Source organism: Streptomyces sp. NPDC049597 (assembly GCF_040675505.1).
Classification (GTDB): domain Bacteria; phylum Actinomycetota; class Actinomycetes; order Streptomycetales; family Streptomycetaceae; genus Streptomyces.
Genome location: NZ_JBFAOY010000005.1, coordinates 39053 through 54264 on the forward strand (window position 1 = coordinate 39053; position 15212 = coordinate 54264).

Annotated in this window: 14 protein-coding genes; 7 read left to right on the forward strand and 7 right to left on the reverse strand. The window is 74.5% G+C overall.

All coding sequences use genetic code 11. The features are described from left to right. Positions 1–512: 512 nt before the first annotated feature. The 7 genes from AB0K02_RS08345 to lgt all read left to right on the forward strand — a co-directional run bounded on the left by AB0K02_RS08345 (position 513) and on the right by lgt (position 6512). The gene (locus tag AB0K02_RS08345; RefSeq protein WP_365991755.1) at positions 513–938 is read left to right on the forward strand and encodes a DUF2752 domain-containing protein; all 426 of its coding nucleotides are present in this window, start codon (positions 513–515) and stop codon (positions 936–938) included. Positions 939–1050: 112 nt separating this feature from the next. Continuing rightward, positions 1051–1860, forward strand: coding sequence for an indole-3-glycerol phosphate synthase TrpC (trpC, locus tag AB0K02_RS08350; RefSeq protein WP_365991552.1), 810 nt, complete (start codon positions 1051–1053; stop codon positions 1858–1860). Positions 1861–1867: 7 nt separating this feature from the next. Continuing rightward, positions 1868–2131 carry a hypothetical protein gene (locus AB0K02_RS08355; RefSeq protein WP_365991553.1) on the forward strand — a complete coding sequence of 88 codons (264 nt, stop codon included), beginning with the start codon at positions 1868–1870 and terminating at the stop codon, positions 2129–2131. A gap of 248 nt (positions 2132–2379) precedes the next feature. After that, complete coding sequence (gene trpB, locus AB0K02_RS08360) at positions 2380–3672, forward strand: tryptophan synthase subunit beta (protein WP_365991554.1); 1293 nt, start codon at positions 2380–2382, stop codon at positions 3670–3672. Further along, positions 3669–4484 (forward strand): tryptophan synthase subunit alpha, encoded by an 816-nt coding sequence (gene trpA, locus AB0K02_RS08365; RefSeq protein WP_365991555.1) that lies wholly within the window; start codon positions 3669–3671, stop codon positions 4482–4484. Before trpB ends, trpA begins: the two co-directional genes overlap by 4 nt. Before the next feature lie 63 nt (positions 4485–4547). Continuing rightward, positions 4548–5396 carry a thioredoxin domain-containing protein gene (locus AB0K02_RS08370; protein WP_365991556.1) on the forward strand — a complete coding sequence of 283 codons (849 nt, stop codon included), beginning with the start codon at positions 4548–4550 and terminating at the stop codon, positions 5394–5396. Between the two features lie 108 nt (positions 5397–5504). Continuing rightward, the gene (gene lgt / locus AB0K02_RS08375) at positions 5505–6512 is read left to right on the forward strand and encodes a prolipoprotein diacylglyceryl transferase (protein ID WP_365991557.1); all 1008 of its coding nucleotides are present in this window, start codon (positions 5505–5507) and stop codon (positions 6510–6512) included. Positions 6513–6600: 88 nt separating this feature from the next. Here lgt and AB0K02_RS08380 read toward each other — a convergent pair whose 3' ends face one another. The 7 genes from AB0K02_RS08380 to AB0K02_RS08410 form a co-directional block, all read right to left on the reverse strand. Continuing rightward, positions 6601–7404 (reverse strand): aldolase/citrate lyase family protein, encoded by an 804-nt coding sequence (locus AB0K02_RS08380; RefSeq protein ID WP_365991558.1) that lies wholly within the window; start codon positions 7402–7404, stop codon positions 6601–6603. Then, entirely contained in the window at positions 7401–8615 is a 1215-nt protein-coding gene (locus AB0K02_RS08385) for a CoA transferase (protein WP_365991559.1), read from the reverse strand. Before AB0K02_RS08385 ends, AB0K02_RS08380 begins: the two co-directional genes overlap by 4 nt. Further along, complete coding sequence (gene rbsK, locus AB0K02_RS08390) at positions 8612–9499, reverse strand: ribokinase (RefSeq protein WP_365991560.1); 888 nt, start codon at positions 9497–9499, stop codon at positions 8612–8614. Before rbsK ends, AB0K02_RS08385 begins: the two co-directional genes overlap by 4 nt. After that, a complete protein-coding gene (locus AB0K02_RS08395) occupies positions 9496–11016 on the reverse strand; it encodes an ADP-ribosylglycohydrolase family protein (RefSeq protein ID WP_365991561.1) in 1521 nt (506 codons plus the stop codon). The genes rbsK and AB0K02_RS08395 overlap by 4 nt, the downstream gene beginning before the upstream one ends. Then, positions 11013–12227 carry an ADP-ribosylglycohydrolase family protein gene (locus AB0K02_RS08400; protein WP_365991562.1) on the reverse strand — a complete coding sequence of 405 codons (1215 nt, stop codon included), beginning with the start codon at positions 12225–12227 and terminating at the stop codon, positions 11013–11015. The genes AB0K02_RS08395 and AB0K02_RS08400 overlap by 4 nt, the downstream gene beginning before the upstream one ends. A 75-nt stretch (positions 12228–12302) precedes the next feature. Continuing rightward, entirely contained in the window at positions 12303–13550 is a 1248-nt protein-coding gene (locus AB0K02_RS08405) for an ADP-ribosylglycohydrolase family protein (protein WP_365991756.1), read from the reverse strand. A 494-nt stretch (positions 13551–14044) separates the two neighbouring features. After that, positions 14045–15097 (reverse strand): ADP-ribosylglycohydrolase family protein, encoded by a 1053-nt coding sequence (locus AB0K02_RS08410; protein WP_365991563.1) that lies wholly within the window; start codon positions 15095–15097, stop codon positions 14045–14047. Between the last annotated feature and the right edge of the window lie 115 nt (positions 15098–15212).

The window sequence follows — 15212 nt, forward strand, 5'->3', positions numbered from 1 at the left end:
CCCTGCCCCGCCCGGCTCCCCAGGCACCGACGGGCGACGCATCCGCGGCCGCCGGCGCGTCGCCGGCCGGCCACGGCCCGGACGCACCGGTGTGTTCTGCCGGGCGCGCGGATGCCGCGGACGGGCGGATGCCGGAGCGGGATGCGGCGGGGCTCGCGGGCCGGCCGCCGGTGACGGCACACGATGGCCATGCCCCTTCAGGCCCGGACGCATCGGTGTGTTCTGCCGGGCGCGCGGATGCCGCGGACGGGCGGATGCCGGAGCGGGATGCGGCGGGGCTCGCGGGCCGGCCGCCGGTGACGGCACCCGATGGCCACGCCCCGTCGGGACCGGACGCACCGCATGCGGGGGCCGGAGTCCTTCCCGCCCCCGGCCACGGGGCGGTCGCACAGTCGGGAACCGCCGCACCGGCCACGGGCGCCGGGGGCCGTGCCGCGCACGGGTACGCGACCGCGCCCGGCACCTGGCCCGAGCGCGCGGGGGCCGGTGCGGCGCACTGGGGACCGGGCGCGGTGCCCGCGGGCGGCCGTCCCGCACCGCGCGGGACGGCGCGGCGCGTGGCCGTGCCCCTCGCGGTGCTCACCGGCGCCGCCGCCGCCTTCGCCTACGTCGGCACCGTCGACCCCAACGAGCCCGGTCACTACCCCGTCTGCCCCCTCCTCCGCTTCACCGGCCTCTACTGCCCCGGCTGCGGCGGTCTGCGCAGCGCCCACGCCTTCGTCCACGGCGATCTGGGCACCGCCCTCGGCGCCAACGCCGCCGCCGTCGTCGGCTACGCCGTCTTCGCCGTCGTATGGGTCCTGTGGCTGGTCCGCGCCGTTCAGGGCAGGCCGCTGCGGATCGGTCTCGCCCCCGGTTGGTGGTGGGTCATCGGCGGGGTCCTGCTGATCTTCAGCGTCGTGCGGAACCTGCCGTTCGGATCGGCGCTCGCCCCATGAAGTCCCAGGTAGTGGGACAGCGGCCGACCGGATGAGGACCCCGGGCGCTCCTGCGGATACCATCGAGTTGGCTGATCCTCAACCATCACCGTCCCGGAAGGGGGCCGCTCGCGTGAGTGTGCTCGACGAGATCATCGAAGGTGTGCGCGCCGACATGGCCGAGCGGCAGGCGCGTGTCAGCCTCGACGAGCTCAAGGAGCGCGCCGCCAAGGCTCCGGCGGCCAAGGACGGCGTCGCCGCCCTGCGCGGTGAGGGCGTCAAGGTGATCTGCGAGGTCAAGCGCTCCAGCCCCTCCAAGGGCGCGCTCGCCGCGATCGCCGACCCGGCGGGACTCGCCGCGGACTACGAGGCGGGCGGCGCCGCCGTCATTTCCGTGCTCACCGAGCAGCGCCGCTTCGGCGGATCGCTCGCCGACCTGGAGGCCGTGCGGGCCAAGGTCGACATCCCGGTGCTGCGCAAGGACTTCATCGTCACCGCGTACCAGCTGTGGGAGGCCCGGGCGTACGGCGCCGACCTGGCGCTGCTGATCGTGGCCGCGCTGGAGCAGGAGGCGCTGGTCTCCCTGATCGAGCGTGCCGAGTCCATCGGCCTCACGCCGCTGGTCGAGGTGCACGACGAGGAAGAGGTCGAGCGTGCCGTCGACGCCGGCGCCAAGATCATCGGTGTCAACGCCCGCGACCTGAAGACGCTGAAGGTCGACCGTTCCACCTTCGAGCGGGTCGCCCCCGAGATTCCGGCGCACATCGTCAAGGTCGCCGAGTCGGGCGTGCGCGGTCCGCACGACCTGATCGCCTACGCCAACGCGGGCGCGGACGCCGTCCTCGTCGGCGAGTCCCTGGTCACCGGCCGCGACCCCAAGTCGGCCGTCGCCGACCTGGTGGCCGCGGGCGCCCACCCCGCGCTGCGGCACGGGCGGGGCTGACCGCCCGATGACCGCCGTCCGCCACCGCCGTTCGACCCCGGGCCCGCGTCCGGGCGCCGTCGGCCTGCCCGCGGCGGCGACACCGGCGTGCGGCCCGTACGCGCGCCTGGCCCGCGGCTGCCGGCCGCGCGGCTGCCGGGCACCGGCGCGGCGGGTGCACGGACGGCGGGTGCGGTACGTCATCGGCGACGAGCCCGGTCAGGTCAACGGGATGCGATGGCGCGGGGCGCGTGGGCGGGGTTCCCTTCCCGTCCCCGCCCCTTCCCGCTGACCGGGGGCGCCGCCCCCTGATCCCGCGCCTCGGACGGGGCTGCCGTGCAGTCCGTCCGGGGGTCCCCAGGGCGAGCCCCGGGGACATCGAGGACGCCGCGCCGAGCGCGGTACGGGGTCCGGGGCCTGCCCCGGTCGGGAAGGGCGGGGAGGGACACGGCCCGCCGCAGCGCCACGCAGCCGCATCCCACCCGACACGTCCCGGGGCCGCGCGCCCCGAAACGCCCCGAAACAAGGAGCAGCGTCGCCATGTCCAGCGACTACTTCATCCCCGACCCCGAGGGTCACGTCCCCAGCCCCGCCGGCTACTTCGGCGACTTCGGCGGGAAGTTCATCCCCGAGGCCCTCGTCGCCGCCGTCGACGAGGTCGCGGTCGAGTACGAGAAGGCCAAGTCCGACCCCGCCTTCGCCGCCGAGCTCGGCGAACTCATGGTCAACTACACCGGCCGCCCCAGCGCCCTCACCGAGGTGCCGCGCTTCGCCGAGCACGCCGGCGGCGCGCGCGTCTTCCTCAAGCGCGAGGACCTCAACCACACCGGCTCGCACAAGATCAACAACGTGCTGGGTCAGGCCCTGCTCACCCGGCGCATGGGCAAGACCCGCGTCATCGCCGAGACCGGCGCCGGTCAGCACGGGGTGGCCACGGCCACCGCGTGTGCGCTGTTCGGGCTCGAGTGCACCATCTACATGGGCGAGATCGACACCCGGCGGCAGGCGCTCAACGTCGCCCGCATGCGGATGCTCGGCGCCGAGGTCGTCGCCGTGAAGTCCGGCAGCCGCACCCTCAAGGACGCCATCAACGAGGCGTTCCGCGACTGGGTCGCCAACGTCGACCACACCCACTACCTCTTCGGCACCGTCGCGGGCCCGCACCCCTTCCCGGCGATGGTGCGCGACTTCCACCGGGTCATCGGTGTCGAGACCCGGCGCCAGATCCTTCAGCGCGCCGGCCGCCTCCCCGACGCCGCGGTCGCCTGCGTCGGCGGCGGGTCGAACGCCATCGGCCTCTTCCACGCCTTCATCCCCGACGCGGACGTCCGCCTGATCGGCTGCGAGCCCGCCGGGCACGGCATCGAGACCGGGGAGCACGCGGCCACCCTCACCGCGGGCGAGCCCGGCATCCTGCACGGCTCCCGCTCCTACGTCCTCCAGGACGACGAGGGCCAGATCACCGAGCCGTACTCGATCTCGGCCGGGCTCGACTACCCGGGGATCGGCCCCGAGCACTCGTACCTCAAGGACACCGGCCGCGGCGAGTACCGCGCGGTCACGGACGACGCCGCCATGCAGGCGCTGCGGCTGCTGTCCCGCACCGAGGGCATCATCCCGGCCATCGAGTCGGCGCACGCGCTGGCCGGCGCCCTCGAGGTCGGCCGCGAACTCGGCAAGGACGGACTGATCGTGGTCAACCTGTCCGGCCGCGGCGACAAGGACATGGACACCGCCGCCCGTTACTTCGGGCTGTACGACACCGACGCCCAGGTCGAGGCCGACGCCTCCGCCGACAACGGCGCCGCCGAGATCCAGGGGGACGCGAAGTGAGCGGCAACATCCGGCTTCTGAGCGACACGCTCGCGGCGGCGAGGAACGAGAACCGGGCGGCGCTCATCGCGTACCTGCCCGCCGGCTTCCCGACCGTCGACATCGGCATCGAGGCGGTCAAGGCCGCGTTCGACGGCGGCGCCGACGTCGTCGAGGTCGGCCTGCCGCACAGCGACCCGGTCCTCGACGGGCCGGTCATCCAGACCGCCGACGACATCGCCCTGCGCGGCGGGGTCCGGATCGCCGACGTGATGCGCACGGTCCGCGAGGCCCACGCCGCCACGGGCAAGCCGGTGCTCGTGATGACGTACTGGAACCCGATCGACCGGTACGGCGTGGAGCGGTTCACCGCCGAGCTCGCCGAGGCGGGCGGCGCCGGGTGCATCCTGCCCGACCTGCCGTTCGAGGAGGCGGGCCTGTGGAGGGAGCACGCCGAGAAGCACGGCCTCGCCACCGTCTTCGTCGTCGCGCCGAGCAGCAAGGACGAGCGCCTCGCCAAGATCACTTCGGCCGGTTCCGGCTTCGTCTACGCGGCCTCCCTGATGGGCGTCACGGGCACCCGTGAGTCGGTCGGCGCCCAGGCCCAGGACCTGGTGACACGCACCCGCGCCACCACGGACCTGCCCGTCTGCGTGGGACTGGGCGTCTCCAACCCGCAGCAGGCCGCCGAGGTCGCCTCCTTCGCCGACGGAGTGATCGTCGGCTCCGCCTTCGTCAAGCGCATGCTCGACGCGCCGGACGAGACGGCGGCCGTCGACGCCGTGCGGGAACTGGCGGGCGAGCTCGCCCGGGGAGTCCGCGGCAGCGCGTAGCTCGTACGGGTGGATGTGGGACCGGGGAGGCGAGCCGACGCCTCCCCGGTTCGTTTGCGGTGTGTGAGCGAGAACCAAGAACGTAAGCGGACCGCACGCGAGCGGCTCCAGCAGGAACGGGCACGGGACCGGGCGCGCGACAGGCGCAGGCGGACCTTGATCGTGGCCGCGGCCGTGGTCGGGGTCCTCGGCCTGGCCGCCGTCGTCGGCCTGATCGCGGCGAACAGCGGCAAGGACGAGGGCGGCTCGGCGGAGACCGGTCCGCTCTCCGCGCCGAGCGGTGCGCAGGGCGAGGAGCAGCTCGCGATCCCGGTCGGCGCGAGCGACGCGCCCTCCACGCTGACGGTGTGGGAGGACTTCCGCTGCCCGGCCTGCGCCCAGTTCGAGAACGCCCTTCGCGACACGATCCACGAGCTGGAGAAGGCCGGCGAGATCAGAGTCGAGTACCACCTCGCCACCCTCATCGACGGCAACATGGGCGGCAGTGGCTCGCTGCGCGCGGCGAACGCGGCGGCCTGCGCCCAGGACGCCGGGAAGTTCACCGCCTACCACGACGTGCTGTTCGTCAACCAGCCGCCGGAGCCGGACGACGCCTTCGCGCAGAACGAGAGGCTCATCGAGCTCGCCGACAAGGTCCGGGGCCTGGACACGCCCGCCTTCCGCAGCTGCGTGGAGGACGGCAAGCACGACAGCTGGGTCCGCAAGTCCAACGAGGCCTTCCAGAAGGGCGGCTTCCGCGGCACACCCACCGTGCAGCTCAACGGGGAGTCGATCTTCCCGACGAAGGGCAAGGAGCAGATCTCCGTGGCCAACTTCAAGAAGTGGGTCGAGGAGGCCAACGAGGGCAAGAAGCCCGGCACCCAGCGGCCCACGGCGCCCACGGGCGCGTCCCCCGGCGCGTCGGCCTCCTGACCGCCTCCGTCGGGCCCGTGCGCACAAGCGGAGGCGCGCGCTCGTTACCCAGACGTTGCCGGGTGGGTTGCCGTACGTCCCACCCGGCACGGTAGCGTCGGTGCTGCCATGGACATCGCCTACATTCCCAGCCCGTCGACCGGAGTGATCCATCTCGGACCGCTTCCGCTACGCGGCTATGCCTTCTGCATCATCATCGGCGTCTTCGTAGCCGTCTGGTTCGGCAACAAGCGCTGGATCGCCCGGGGCGGCAAGGCCGGCACCGTCGCCGACATCGCCGTGTGGGCCGTGCCCTTCGGCCTCGTCGGCGGCCGGCTCTACCACGTGATCACCGACTACCAGCTGTACTTCAGCGAGGGTGAGAACTGGGTCGACGCCTTCAAGATCTGGGAAGGCGGCCTCGGGATCTGGGGCGCGATCGCGCTCGGCGCCGTCGGCGCCTGGATCGGCTGCCGCCGCCGGGGCATCCCGCTTCCGGCGTGGGCCGACGCCCTCGCACCCGCGATCGCCTTCGCGCAGGCCATCGGCCGCTGGGGCAACTGGTTCAACCAGGAGCTGTACGGCAGGAAGACCGACGTCCCCTGGGCCCTGAAGATCACCGAGGGGCCGAACCGCGAGGCCGGCCTCTACCACCCGACGTTCCTCTACGAGTCCCTGTGGTGCGTCGGCGTCGCGCTGCTCGTCATCTGGGCCGACCGCCGCTTCAAGCTGGGCCACGGCCGGGCGTTCGCGCTCTACGTCGCCTCGTACTGCGTGGGCCGCGGCTGGATCGAGTACATGCGGGTCGACGAGGCGCACCACGTGCTGGGTCTGCGGCTCAACGTGTGGACCTCGATCGTGGTCTTCCTGCTGGCCGTCGTCTACATGGTGGTCTCGGCCCGGCTGCGCCCGGGCCGCGAGGAGATCGTGGAGCCGGGCGCGGTGGACCTGGCCAAGCCGTCGGCGGACGCCGGTCCCGAGTCCGCGCACGCCGACGCGTCGGGAGCCGACGACTCGCAGGCGCACGACGCCACCGACGACGCGGTGCAGGACACGCCCACGGACGCCGCCGAGGCGCCGGACGGCGAGGACCCCGCGAGTGCGGACGCGGACGCCAAGTCGGCCGGCAAGGGCTGACGACCGACCCATGACGAAGACCGCCGGAGGCGACGCCTCCGGCGGTCTTCGCGTTCCCCGGCTGCCGGCCGGACCGTGGCGCGGGCCGTCAGAACTCCCAGTCACGTGCCGCGAGGTCGAGCGTGCGCTGCGCCGCCGCCACGACCGCCGCGTCGACGAACCGTCCGTCCGGCAGGGCCATCGCGCCCTCGTCCGACGCGGCAGCCTTCACGATCTCCTCGGCTGCCTCGATCTCCTGGGGCGTCGGCCGGTACGCGCGCTCGATGACCGGCAGCTGACGGGGATGGATGGCCGCGCGCCCCAGGAAGCCGATGGAACGGCCGTGGGCGCACGAGGCGTGCAGCGCGTCGAGGTCGAGGATGTCCGGGAACACGGACTGCGTCGGCGGCGCGAGCCCGGCCGCCCGGGCCGCGACCACCGCACGGGTGCGCGGCCAGTCCAGGCCGGTGTCACCGCGTACGCCGAGGTCGGCGCGGAGATCGGACTCGCCGAGCGCGATGCCCCGGACCGCGTCGTGGGCCGTGGCGATGGCGTACGCGTGCTCGACGGCGAGCGCCGACTCCAGCAGCGCGTACAGGGGAACGCCCGGTGCCGCGGCCGCGATCTGCTGGATGTCAGTGGCGTATGCGACCTTGGGGACACGCAGAGCTGTCAGACCAGGCAGCCCTGCGAGGGCCTCGACGTCCAGGGGGGAGTTGATGCGGACATGGACAGGCAGGGGCAGGTGGGAGGCGAGCAGTTCGGCCGTGGCGGCGAGGGCGTAGTCCTTGCGGCCCTGGGCCACCGCGTCCTCGAGGTCGACGATGACGACGTCCGCGCCGGAGGCGATGGCCTTGTGGACGACGTCGGGGCGGTCACCGGGGGCATACAGCCAGGTCAGGGGGAAGGTCATAGCGCTCCTTCGGTGCGGAGTGCGGTGATGTCGGCCGGGGTGAGGCCCAGTTCGGCGAGGACCTCCTCGGTGTCGGCGCCGTGCGGCCGGCCGGCCCAGCGGATGGCGCCGGGGGTGTCGGAGAGCCGGAAGAGGACGTTCTGCATACGCAGCGGGCCGAGTTCCGGGTCGGGGACCTCGGTGATCGTCCCGAGCGCCTGGTACTGCGGGTCGGCCACGATGTCGCGGATGTCGTAGACCGGGGCGATCGCCGCCTCGGCCTTCTCGAAGGCGGCCACGGCGTCGGCGCGGGTGTGCTGGGCGATCCATCCGCCGACCGCCGCGTCCAGCACATCGGCGTGCTCGGCTCGGCCGCTGCCCGTGGCGAACCAGGGCGCGTCGATCAGCTCGGGACGGCCGACCAGGTGCATGACCCGTTCGGCGACGGACTGGGCGGAGGTCGAGACGGCGAGCCAACTGCCGTCGGCCGTGCGGTAGATGTTGCGGGGCGCGTTGTTGCGGGAGCGGTTGCCGGTGCGCGGCTGGACGTAGCCGAGTTGGTCGTACCAGAGCAGCTGGGGTCCGAGCACGGCGAGGATCGGTTCGATGATGGCCATGTCGACGACCTGGCCACGGCCGGTGGTGGTGCGGGCGGCGAGCGCGGTCATCACGGCGTAGGCGGTGGCGAGCGCGGCGACCGAGTCGGCGAGGCCGAAGGGCGGCAGGGTGGGCGGGCCGTCGGGCTCGCCCGTGGCGGCGGCGAACCCGCTCATCGCCTCCGCGAGCGTTCCGAAGCCGGGCCGGCGGGAGTATGGCCCGAACTGGCCGAAGCCCGTGACCCGGGTCAGGACGAGACGGGGGTTGGCCTCGTTCAGTTCCTCCCAGCCGAGGCCCCACTTCTCCAGGGTGCCCGGCCGGAAGTTCTCGACGACCACGTCGGCGGTCCTCGCGAGCCGCAGCAGCGTGGCCCGCCCGCCGGCGGTGGACAGGTCGAGGGTGACGTTGCGCTTGTTGCGGCCGAGGACCTTCCACCACAGCCCGACGCCGTCCTTGGCGGGACCGTGGCCGCGGGAGGGATCGGGGCGGGTGGGGTGCTCGACCTTGATGACCTCGGCGCCGAAGTCGCCGAGCAGGGTGGCGCACAGCGGACCGGCGAAGAGGGTGGCCAGGTCGAGGACGCGGAGGCCGGTCAGGGGGGCGGGTGGCGTGTCCTGGGTGGGGGGCGGGGTCATGAGGCGGCGTCGATCTCGGGGCGGTACGGCATGGAGGTGGACGCTCCTGGGCGTTGGACGGACAGGGCGGCGGCAGAGGAGGCCCACGCCAGGGCCTCGGGGACCGGTTTGCCTTCCCCGAGGGCGACGGCGAGGGCGCCGACGAAGGTGTCGCCCGCCGCGGTGGTGTCCACGGCGGCGACCTGCGGTGCGGGGACGATGACGGGTTCGGCGTCGCGGGCGGCGTACAGGCAGCCCGCCGGGCCGAGGGTGATGACGACCTCGGGGACCTGCCGCAGCAGGGCCTTCGCGGCCCCGCGCGGGTCCGTGACTCCGGTGAGCCGGGCCGCCTCGTGTTCGTTGGGGACCAGCAGATCGGTGGCGGCGAGGAGTCCGGGCGGCAGCGGCTGTACGGGAGAGGGGGTGAGCACGGTGCGTACGGCATGCCGGTGAGCGGCCTCGGCGCCGTCGAGCACGGCGCTGAGCGGAAGTTCGAGTTGCAGGAGGAGGATGCCGGCGGTGGCGATGAGGGCTTCGTCGCCCGGGGTGAGACCGGTCACGGTGCCGTTGGCGCCGGGGATGACGACGATGGAGTTCCCGCCGTCGTCGTCGACGACGATGTGCGCGGTGCCGGAGGGGCCCTCGGCAGTGCGCAGCAGGTCGATGTCGACGCCGGACGCGTCGAGGGTGTGACGGAGCACCGCGCCGAACTCGTCGGAGCCCACGGCGCCGATCATGCTGACGTCGCCGCCCGCGCGGGCGGCGGCCACGGCCTGGTTCGCCCCCTTGCCGCCGGGGATCGTACGGAACTCCCGTCCCGTGACGGTCTCTCCACGCTTCGGGGCCTGCGCGACGTAGGCCACGAGGTCCATGTTGGTGCTGCCGAGAACCACGATGCCGGTCATGGGCGGAGTGCCTCCTTCAGCGTGAGACGGGCGAGGGTGTCGAAGCCGATGCCGTCGAATCCGGGGACGGACGTGGACAGCCGGTTCTTCAGCGGGGCCGTCCAGCGGTGCGGCAGCCGGTCGGGGTGACCGGTGAGCAGCCCGGTGAGGGAGCCGGCCGTCGCACCGTTCGAGTCGGTGTCGAGCCCGCCGGAGACGGCACGGCAGACGGAGCCGGTGAAGTCGCCGTCGGCGTGGGTGAGGGCGGCGGCGAGCAGAGCCGCGTTGGGCAGGGCGTGCACCCAGTGGTACGAGCCGTAGGCGGCGTGGACGAGGTCGACGGCACGGTCGAAGTCGGCTTCCGCACGGGCTGCCCGGACGCCGAACCGTACGGCGTGCGCGAGTCGGGAGCGGGGCGGGACGACGGTCAGGCCGGTGGCGATCGCCTCGTGCACGTCGGCGGTGCCGCCCGCTGCCGCGGCGATGGCGGCGGCGACGAACATCGCGCTGTACACGCCGTTCGCGGTGTGGGTGAGGACGGCGTCGCGGTAGACCTGCTCGGCCGCGGCGGCGGGATCGCCGGGGTTGGTCCAGCCGTGCGCGTCGGCCCGGATCGCGGCGCCGATCCATTCGCGGAAGGGGTTGCGGAAGGTCGCGGTGAGCGGGGGCTCGATGCCGGAGAGCAGATTGCGGTAGGCGACGCGCTCGGCGGTGAAGGTCCGGCCGGCGGGCAGCTCGTCCAGCCACAGGGTGCCGAGCTGCGCCGTGGTGAACGCACGGCCGTGGCGCCGCAGGAGCACCAGCGCGAGGAGGGGGTGGTTCAGGTCGTCGTCCTCGGGCATGCCGTCGATGTTCTCGGCGAGTGAGGTGGCGGCGCTGCGCCGGTTCCACGGGTGAGCGGCGGCGAGTTCGGCGGGCAGGCCCCTGGCGGTGAACCAGGTGGTGAGCGGCCAGTTGCCGGTGGCGCGGCCGATGGCGCGGATGGCGTGCAGGGGCAGCTTCTCGACCGGTTTTCCCAGCAGGCATCCGACGGCCCGGCCGAGCCAGGCGGCGTGCAGGGCGTGCTCGTTCACGGCCGTGCGCGCTGCCCCGGCGGACGTGGGCCCGTCGGTGCCGCGTGCCGAAGGGCCCGCCGGGTGGGTTGCGGAGTCTGCCGGGTGGGGTGCGGAACCTGACGGAGGGAACGCGGGGCCTGCCGGGCGGGGTGCGGAACCTGACGGAGGGGACGCGGGGCCTCGTGGCTGGGATGCGGGCCAGTCCGGGCAGGCCGCGACGATCGAGGGCCAGTCCGTCGGCTCGTCGTCCGCCAACGGCGAGGGGAGCAAGGCCAGTTCGTCGAGCAGCGCTTCCGCGAGCGTCCGCAGTTCCGGGCGCGGGGCCGGGGAGGCGCCCGCGCGGGGCGGGGCGAGCATGCCGCCGGCGGCCAGCCAGCGGTCGCGGACGGCCGTCGCGTCACGGCCGTCCTGTTCCGCCTGCCGCAGCTCGTGCCCGACGAGGTCCTCGGGCTGCACCCAGGTCAGACGCAGCAGACCGGTCATCGCGCGTCCGTCAGCTCGGCGAACGCCGCCTCGTGGGCACGACGGCGTGCCAGGTCCCGGCGGTGGATCTCACGGGCCACGGCCGTCAGCTCCAGGGCGGGGGCGTGCAGGTCCACGCGGCTGGCCTCGGCGACCCGCTCCGCCCACTCCCGCGGCACCGCCGCCTCGCCGTGCAGCGCGCCCGCGATCGCGCCCGCCATGGTCGCGGTGGAGTCGCAGTCGCGGCCGTAGTTGACGCAGGCCAGGACCGTACGGCGGACGTCGCCGTCGCAGACCAGCAGCATGCCGAGGGCGATCGGCAGCTCCTCGATCGCGTGCAGACGAGACGGCCTCCGGGCGCCCAGGGAGGGGGAGCGGTAGTCGGGGCCGACGGTGTCGAACGGAGCCACCGCCGCCCGCAGAGGGCCGAGCGCCGACTCGAAGTCCGAGTGCCCGGCGGCGGTTTCGGCGACCGCCTCGATGGCGGCCTGGGTGCCGTCCTTGGCGAGGGCGAGCGCCGCGTCGACCACCGTGGCGGGTGTCGCCTCCGGCAGGCAGGCCGCGGCGACCGCCGCCGCGAAGACCCCCGCCGCCTCGCGGCCGTACGAGGACTGGTGCGCGCCGGCGATGTCGAGGGCCTCGTGGTAAGCCGCCGTCGGATCGGCGGCGTTCACGAGGCCGACGGGGGCCATGTACATCGCGGCGCCGCAGTTGACGATGTTGCCGACGCCCGCCTCGCGCGGGTCGTTGTGCCCGTAGTGCAGGCGGTGGACGATCCACTTCTCGGCGAGGAAGACCCGGTGCAGGGGGAGGGTCTCGGCTTCGAGTTCGGGAATCCAGCGGGTGTGGGAGATCAGGTCCGGGACGAGGTGGTCGGCGACGGCGTAGGCGTCGAGATGGTCGCGGACGGTGGCGTAGACGCGGACCAGGGCGTGGGTCATCAACGTGTCGTCGGTGATGTGGCCGTTGCCCTTGTGGTACGGGGCGAGCGGGCGGGCGGTGCGCCACTCGTCGCCGTTCCAGGGGCCGACGATGCCCTCGACGCGGCCGCCGTGGCGTTCGACGATCTGCTCGGGGCTGTAGCCCTCGACGGCGCCGCCGAGCGCGTCGCCGACAGCGGCGCCGACGAGGCTGCCCGTGAACCGGTCGTCGAGTGAGGGGGGCGGGGGAGTCGTCCGGTCTGCCGGGGTCGCGCTCGTCGCGGTCGTCGTGTTCGCCGTCGCTGTCGTCATGTCGGGATTGTCCACCTGGTGCGGCGGTTGGCGGAGCACCGCGCGCCCGGATGCGGCCGTGGCCCCTCGGCTGCCCTACAGCACGTCGTCGAGCCGGCCGGCGAGTTCGACGAGGTCGGTGCCGGCGAGGTACGGCAGGGCGCAGCCCGCCAGGGTGCGGCAGGTGTCGCGCCACGTGCCGGGTACGCAGTCGCCGCCGCCGAGCACTCCGGTGAGCGCGCCGGCCAGGGCGGGGGCGGAGTCGGCCACGCGGGAGAGACAGGCCGCGGCTGGCACGGCCTCGGCCACCCGGCCGCGGGAGGCGGTGGTGACGGCGAGCGCGACGGGCACGGTCTCGGCCGCGGCGATGCCGTAGCTGTAGACATGGTCGACGATCTGATGCTCCAACAGCGGTACGAGCTCGAACGCGCCGCAGGTCTCGTGGGCGAGTCCCACCGCGTGGCGCGCGTTGCGGCCGATCTCGGTGGACTCTGGTAGCTGGGCGAGTGCGGCCCCGACCGTGTCGTCGACGCACGCGCCGCCGAGCGCCGCGGCGACGGCGGCGGCCATGGCGCGGGCGCCGTGCACGCCGTCGCCGTCCTGGGTGTAGCGGGCGTCGAACTCGGCGAGCTCGGCGGCCGCGACCGGGTCGCCGGGGTGCACGACGGCCAGTACGGCGGCCCGTACGCAGGCCGCGTCGTCGAAGTAGTGCGGGTTGTCGTGACCGGTGGCGGGCGGGCGCAGTCCGGTCGCGAGGTTGCCCAGTCCGGCGCGTACGGAGATCCGGGCGCGCAGGGGGAGCACGGCGGACTCGACCTCGGGGGCGCGCTCGGCTGCGGCGGCGACCTGGCCGGCGAGGGCGTTCCAGGCCAGGTCCACGGCGGCGCGCAGGCGGCGGCCGGGGGCGAGCCCGCGGAAGCGGTCACCGCGGGCGGTGAGCACGGTCCCAGCGGCGAAGGCGGCCCACTCGGCGTCGTCGGAGGGGCCGAGCCGCAGGGGCTCGGGGGGCTGGTTGAGGGCGATGGGGACGGGGAGGGTGGTGGTGGCGTTGTGCTCGGCGAAGGTGTCGAGCTCGCGGGTGAGCCGGCGAGTCCACTCGGGCATGCGGCCGGCGCGGTGCCGGGCGGCGGGCCAGCCGGCGGCGTCACCGGCGGCGAGCCCGAGGAGCAGCCCTTCGACGGGGCGCGGGGAGGTGCTGGTGGCGTGCGGTGTCGCGCGGCTTTCCCCCACCTGGTCCCTTCCCGGAACCGGAGGCGAGCCCCCGGTCCCCCGTTGCCGCCCCGCCGGGCCCGCACCGAGCGGGCCCGTGGGCACCAGGTCGTGCGCTCGGTGCGCGGCCGGCAGCGTGCCTTCGGCCGCGTGCGTGTCGAGGGAGCCGCCGGATGCCCGCTGCCTCCCCGCCGGGCCCTCACCGGGCCGGCGCCCGGCGCCCGGATGTGCGGTCTGTGTCGTCGGCGGCGCGTTGTCGGTCGCTCGTGGCTCGTGTGCCGCGTCCGCCGGTGGTGGCGTGTCCGTGCTGAGCCGGTGCCCGGCCCCTGGGCGCGTGGTGTGTGTGGTCGGCGGCGCGTTGTCGGTCGCTCGTGGCTCGTGTGCCGCGTCTGCCGGTGGTGGCGTGTCCGTGTTGAGCCGGTGCCCGGCGCCCGGATGTGCGGTCTGTGTGGTCGGCGGCGCGTTGTCGGTCGCTCGTGGCTCGTGTGCCGCGTCCGCCGCTCGTGGCGCGTCCGTGCCGAGAGGGCTCCCAGGGGCCAGGGGGTTGGTGGCCGACGCGCCGTCCTCGCCCATACGGTCCCCGGGGGCCCGGGCCCGTCGTGTGCCGGGTGGGCTGTCGGGCCGGGGGTTCATCGGGCCGGGGGCGGGGTCAGGAGCGTTGCCACGTCCAGGACGTGGTGGCCGCGCATCGAGGGGAGGCAGGTGCCGCGGACCGGGCCGATCGCCGACGACCACGCTTCCGGGATCGCCCCGGCTCCGGCGACCGCTCCCGCCAGCGCGCCCGCGACCGCCGCCGTCGTGTCCGCGTCGCGGCCCATGTTCACCGCCGTGAGCACCGAGCGGCGGAAGTCCCCCCGCGCCGCCGCGAACGCGCCGAAGGCCAGGCCCACCGCCTCCGGGGCCAGGTCGGTCCAGGGGTAGCCGCCGATCACCACCGTCGAGCGGATCGCCCGTTCCATGGACAGCACGTCCGGGTACGCGCGGCCCGCCGCCACCACCGCGCGGCGCATCGAGCGGGCCGTCCACGAATCCATGGGGACCACCGAGAGCGCCGCCCCGATCACCCCGGCCGGGCCCGCCCCGCCCATCGCCGCCGCGACCCCGGCCGCGACCGCCCGGCCGCCGTAGATGCCTTCGCCGTCGTGGCTGACGCTGCCGTCGATCGTCACCAGCCGGGCCGCCTCCTCGGGCTGCCCCGCGGCGAAGACGCCGAACGGCGCCGCCCGCATCGCCAGCCCGTCGCTCCACGCGTGCCGGTGCTGTGCCGAGATCGGAGCGGCGAGGCCGCGGCGGAGGTTCTCCAGCGTGCCCCGCTCGCTGAAGCCGGCCCCGCGGAAGGGGCCCTCGTCCAGGTCCGCGATCCACTCGTGCCAGGCCGACTCGACGTGCGCGACGGTCAGCTCCGAGCCGTGCCGGGCGAGGAGCAGGCCCGAGAAGATCGCGTACTCGGTGTCGTCCGTGCCCGCGGGGTCGTCGCTGACGAAGCCCTCGATCCGGCCCCAGCGGCGGCGGATCTCGGAGGGCCGCAGATTCTCGGCGGGCGCGCCGAGCGCGTCGCCGACCGCGAGACCGAGCAGTGCGCCCCGTGCCCGGTCGTGCAGGTCCGCCGCGGGAGCAGCGGCGGCGGCCGCCTCGCCCGTGGCCGCCGGGGCGGCCGTATACGACTCGGTCAGCAACTCCATGGAAGGGGCCCTTTCGCGCGCGCGAGCCTGTTCCCGGATGTCTGCCACGCGCGGCCCGTGAAACAGCCAGAGAAACGTTTCTGTCACCCGGCTTGCCGCACTCTCCCGGCCCAGG

Excerpts from the sequence above, each read along its gene's own strand:
- AB0K02_RS08355 (WP_365991553.1), top strand. The coding sequence starts at position 1,868 with ATGACCGCCGTCCGCCACCGCCGTTCGACCCCGGGCCCGCGTCCGGGC.
- trpB (WP_365991554.1), top strand. The coding sequence starts at position 2,380 with ATGTCCAGCGACTACTTCATCCCCGACCCCGAGGGTCACGTCCCCAGC.
- lgt (WP_365991557.1), top strand. The coding sequence starts at position 5,505 with ATGGACATCGCCTACATTCCCAGCCCGTCGACCGGAGTGATCCATCTC.
- AB0K02_RS08380 (WP_365991558.1), bottom strand. The coding sequence starts at position 7,404 with ATGACCTTCCCCCTGACCTGGCTGTATGCCCCCGGTGACCGCCCCGAC.
- AB0K02_RS08385 (WP_365991559.1), bottom strand. The coding sequence starts at position 8,615 with ATGACCCCGCCCCCCACCCAGGACACGCCACCCGCCCCCCTGACCGGC.
- rbsK (WP_365991560.1), bottom strand. The coding sequence starts at position 9,499 with ATGACCGGCATCGTGGTTCTCGGCAGCACCAACATGGACCTCGTGGCC.
- AB0K02_RS08395 (WP_365991561.1), bottom strand. The coding sequence starts at position 11,016 with ATGACCGGTCTGCTGCGTCTGACCTGGGTGCAGCCCGAGGACCTCGTC.
- AB0K02_RS08400 (WP_365991562.1), bottom strand. The coding sequence starts at position 12,227 with ATGACGACAGCGACGGCGAACACGACGACCGCGACGAGCGCGACCCCG.
- AB0K02_RS08410 (WP_365991563.1), bottom strand. The coding sequence starts at position 15,097 with ATGGAGTTGCTGACCGAGTCGTATACGGCCGCCCCGGCGGCCACGGGC.